Source organism: Georgenia daeguensis, assembly GCF_039537705.1.
GTDB classification, from domain to species: Bacteria; Actinomycetota; Actinomycetes; order Actinomycetales; family Actinomycetaceae; genus Georgenia; species Georgenia daeguensis.
Window position 1 is genome coordinate 1 of the sequence record NZ_BAABBA010000060.1, and the last position, 3599, is coordinate 3599.

The following is a 3599-nucleotide window of genomic DNA, read 5'->3' on the forward strand; positions in this document are numbered from 1 at the left end:
CTGGCCTTCCGCTCCCTCGCCCCCGCGGCCGCCGCCCCCAGGGCCGCCGCGACCACCACCGCCCCCGCCACCGAGACCCTCGTCCCCGCCACCGCCTGACACCCCGCCCCCCACCACACCCACGACGGGCCGCCGGCACCACGCCGGCGGCCCGCCGCCGCGCCCGGCTCAGGCCCCGTCGCAGCTCGGGAAGGAGCACCCGAGCCGTACGGTTACGGCCGCAGCAGGGGCGCCAGCGTCGCCACGAGGGCGTCGACGTCCTCCTCCGTGGTGTCGAAGGAGGCGACGGCGCGCACCGTGCCGGCGTCCCAGGCCAGCACCGGGGCCTCGGCCACCACCCGGGCACGGACGCCCGGCGGGACGGGGATGAACACCGCGTTGGCCTCGACGGGGTAGCGCGGCGCGACGCCGAGGGCGGCGAGGCGCTCCGCGAGCAGGTCCGCGGCGGCGTTGGCCCGGGCGGCGTTCACGCGCCACAGGTCGTCCTCGAGCAGCGCGAGAAGCTGGGCGGAGACGAACCGGAGCTTTGAGGCGAGCTGCGTGGAGGCCTTCCGCAGCCGGTCGACGGCCTCGGCGAGGGCCGGGTCCAGGACGACGACGGCGTCGCCGAGCAGCAGGCCGTTCTTGGTGCCACCGAAGGAGAGGACGTCGACGCCGGAGGTGAGCTCTCGCAGCCCGGTGCCGAGGCGGGCGGCCGCGTTGGCCACCCGGGCGCCGTCCAGGTGCACCCGGGCGCCGCGCTCGCGGGCGAAGCCGGTCAGCGCGGCGAGCTCGTCGAGCGTGTAGGTGGTGCCCAGCTCGGTGCTCTGCGCGACGGTGATCGCGGCGGGCCGGGCGTGGTGGACGGTGCCGTCGTAGGCGTCGAAGGCGGGGGCGAGCAGCTCCGGCGTCGCCTTCCCCGCGTCGGAGCGGACCGTGACGATGCGCGTGCCGCCGACCAGCTGGGGCGCAGTCGACTCGTCGTTGACCATGTGCGAGTCGACCGTCGCGACGACGGCGTCCCAGCGCTGCAGCATCGCCTGGACGGCGACGACGTTCGCGCCCGTGCCGTTGAAGACCGGGAAGATCGTGGCGTCCGGGCCGAAGATGTCGCGGGCCCGCTCCTGAAGCGCCGCGGTGAACGGGTCGGCGCCGTAGGAGGGGACGTGGCCCTCGTTGGCGGCGGTCAGGGCGGCGAGCACCTTGGGGTGCACGCCGGAGGCGTTGTCGGAGAGGAATCCTCGGGTGACGGTCACGGGACCATTCTGCGACGGCGGGAGACGCGCTCCCGCCAGGCCCCGCCGTCGGGCCCTGCCGTCAGCCGCCGGCGCGTGCCGCCCGGTACATCTCGCGCGCCTGCTCGAAGCCGATGACCCAGCCGGTCTGCCGGATGCTGCGGTACATCGGTGTGGTGAGCATCTGCCCCTCGGCGTCGTAGACCTCGGGGAACCCGCCGTGCTCCACCATCGCCGCGGCGTAGGCGTCGAGGTGCCGGCCGGCCTCGTCGAGGTAGTGCTCCTCCCCCGTGGCGCGGTGGAGCAGCACGAGGGTCTTGATGTACTCCATGCCCCAGAAGCTCCAGATGGAGTCCCCGCCGTAGGAGGCCACGGCCAGGCGCACCACCGGGTGCTGGCGGTGCGCGCGCGTGTCCGCCTGGTACTTGATGGCGAACGGCTCGGCGATGCCGTGCGCGCGGACGTGGTCCACGGACCGGATGAAGTACTCACGCTCCGCCGGGTCGGCCGGGTCGAGGAAGCCGGTCGCGAGCACGATGAGCCAGTCGGAGGAGTAGTACCTCCGGGCCACGCCCTCCACGGAGAGGTCCTCGAGGAAGTGCCCCTCCTCGGGAAGCCAGAACTCCCGCAGGATCGACGCCTTCAGCCGGGCGCGGAAGTCGCCGTCGTCCTCGGTGATCCCCAGGCGGGCGGCGAGCTCCGCCGTCTTCCACAGGATCACGTTGTCGTAGAACGCCGAGCGCCGCTGCGTGATGTCCTTGGCCCCGGAGACCCGCAGGGAGGTCCTGACCAGCAGCCGTTCCTCGTCGAGCACCCGAGCGCGGTAGGTGCGGTAGTGGTGCGCGAGGCTGTCGCGGTAGCGGCGGGTGAGCTCGGCGGCCGCGCCCGCCGTGCCGAGCTCGTGGACGTCCGGACCGTACGCCGCCGGGCGTGCCGGTTCGAGGCCCGAGAGCGCGGCGAGGGCGTAGAGCATCCCGAACAGGGTGTCCGAGGGGTAGTGGTAGAAGTTCACGCACGTGGCGGCGTTGCGCCCGGTGGCGACGATCGTCGTGGTGAGCTCCGGCTGCTTGTCGAACACGCCGAGCGCGTAGCCGAGCGTCTGCAGGTAGGTGGACTGACGGTCCTGCCAGTCCTGCTCCGTCCCGGGGATCGCCCGGTCCAGCATCGGGTAGAAGAACACGCCGAGGTTGCGCACGAACAGCGCGGTGAAGTGGTCCCCCGAGATGAGCAGCAGCCGGCGCGGGTCGAAGCGCAGGGCGTGGATGTCGGCGATGACCCCGTCCACGGTCTCGGCGTCCGAGCGGGGGCTGTGCAGGTAACGGGTGCCGAGGACGTGCAGCCCGCAGGCGTACACGGCGAGCGCCCGCCACAGCGGCCCCTGGCGGACCACGAGGCGGTCGTTGCGGTCGACGGCCCGGAGCGCGCCGCCGGTGAACCGTGCGGCATAGGTGCCGCGGACGATCGTGAACCTCGAGAACGGGTTGGTCACGTAGGTGAAGACGAGGGAGCACAGCGCGACCAGGCCGGAGATGGCGGCCAGCAGCGGCGAGGTCAGGACACGGAGCACGGGGGCAGACCCATTCTGACGCAGGGGCGACGGGCCGGGAGATCCGTCCCGGCGAGCGTACCGACGGAGCGCGCCGCGGGCCCGCGGCGGCTTCGCGGCGACGGCAGGGGGCGGCGGCGCAACCTTCAGTACCGTCGGTGCACGGGACGCGAGGTGGCGTCGGTCCGGGCCGCGGACGGGAGAGAACCGATGGGCAGAGGATGGGGCGACTTCGGCGTCGTCACCGGTGAGGTCGCCGACGACGACCGCGACGGGTGGACGCCCCTGCCGCACAACGGATGGGGCGCCCTGGTCGCGTTCGTCGCCGGCCCGGGCCACGTGCGGGGCGTACGGCGCCCGCCGGGGCCGACCCGGGTGGTGTGCGAGCGCGGTGGCGTGCGCGAGTCCTTCCTGAGACCCGCCAGTCAGGAGGACCTCGAGATGATCCAGGACGGCATCGTCGGCTACCTCTCGGAGTCCCGGACGCCGCCACCACCAGCCGGCGTCACGTGGGAGATCCGGCTGCCCCCGGGCATGACCGAGGTAGACCTCGACCGGGGGGTCGACTCAGCGATGTGCACGGCGCACGATCTGGACTTCCCGGCGCAGAAGGCGGCGGTGGCGGCCTACCTCGGCGGCGTCCTCGCCGGGCGAGCCTCCGGGCGCGACGGGGCCTGAGCCGGACACGGCGGCGGGCCGCCGGCGTGGTGCCGGCGGCCCGTCGTGGGTGTGGTGGGGGTGGGGTGTCAGGCGGTGGCGGGGACGAGGGTCTCGGTGGCGGGGGCGGTGGTCGCGGCGGCCCTGGGGGCGGTGGCCGGGGCGAGGGAGCGGAAGGCCAT

At 74.1% G+C, this 3599-nt stretch carries 3 protein-coding genes; 1 reads left to right on the forward strand and 2 read right to left on the reverse strand.

Going from position 1 to position 3599, the window contains the following annotated elements; genetic code table 11:
* Positions 1–212: 212 nt before the first annotated feature.
* The gene (locus ABD774_RS21295; RefSeq protein WP_345045721.1) at positions 213–1235 is read right to left on the reverse strand and encodes a threonine aldolase family protein; all 1023 of its coding nucleotides are present in this window, start codon (positions 1233–1235) and stop codon (positions 213–215) included.
* Between the two features lie 61 nt (positions 1236–1296).
* Entirely contained in the window at positions 1297–2781 is a 1485-nt protein-coding gene (locus ABD774_RS21300) for a glucosidase family protein (RefSeq protein WP_345045723.1), read from the reverse strand.
* Positions 2782–2970: 189 nt separating this feature from the next.
* On the opposite strand from ABD774_RS21300, the gene ABD774_RS21305 reads away from it, so the two are divergent.
* A complete protein-coding gene (locus ABD774_RS21305) occupies positions 2971–3438 on the forward strand; it encodes a DUF5956 family protein (RefSeq protein ID WP_345045726.1) in 468 nt (155 codons plus the stop codon).
* The last annotated feature ends 161 nt before the right edge of the window (positions 3439–3599 follow it).

What these genes read in the sequence shown, in the direction of transcription:
- ABD774_RS21305 (WP_345045726.1), top strand. Translation starts at nt 2,971, where the DNA reads ATGGGCAGAGGATGGGGCGACTTCGGCGTCGTCACCGGTGAGGTCGCC.